The following is a 651-nucleotide window of genomic DNA, read 5'->3' as shown; positions in this document are numbered from 1 at the left end:
CAGCGGAGCACCCGCTGTCCGGGCCGCCCGGCACCCCCGTAGTAAAGTCCCGGCAAAGGGCAACTCCGGGGGGAGCAAATGACGGTGACGCGCCGCGGGCAGGTCGTCTGGTGGCTCCGTGGCGCGGCGCTGGCGGCCTTCCTGGTGTACCTGCCGGGCTACTTCTCCTCCCGCCAGGGCGGGCTGGTCGAGGTCGAACGCTGGCTGAACCACCCGGTGCTGCTGCTCGGTACGGCCGTCACCCTGGCCATGGCCTCGGCGGTGGCCCAGGTCGAGTTCCGCACCAGGTGGGCGCAGATCGGTTTCGCGGCCGTCCTGTCGCCGCTGCTCGTCATCGGGGCGGCGGTCGGCGGCCTGGCGTACGTCTTCGGCGGCGACGGCCGGCTGGTCGACCGCAAGCCCGACCCGAGCCGCTCCGACCACGTACTGAGCGTCACCGACGTCGCCTTCTCGATCGATCCGGTCTACCGGGTGGAGCTGGTGGCCGGCAGCGGCTGGTCGGCCCGCCACTGGGGCCTCGGCACCTGGGAGGAGGAGGACGGCTTCGTCAGGGCCGAGTGGTCCGGTCCGGGCCGGATCACGGTGACCTTGGAGAAGGAGATCGAGGTCTTCACCGTGGGCGAGGACGGGACGCCGGCCGGCCCGTCGTCC

The 651-nt window shown here is 72.5% G+C and carries 1 protein-coding gene; it reads left to right on the top strand.

Going from position 1 to position 651, the window contains the following annotated elements; translation table 11 throughout:
- Window positions 1-78: 78 nt before the first annotated feature.
- Window positions 79-651 (top strand): hypothetical protein (locus tag ACFRQN_RS31890; RefSeq protein WP_380743797.1); only part of this gene is annotated, 573 nt, incomplete at its 3' end.

This window comes from Kitasatospora sp. NPDC056800, from assembly GCF_042789775.1.
GTDB lineage: Bacteria > Actinomycetota > Actinomycetes > Streptomycetales > Streptomycetaceae > Kitasatospora.
This window is presented reverse-complemented; position numbering and strand designations above follow the sequence as displayed.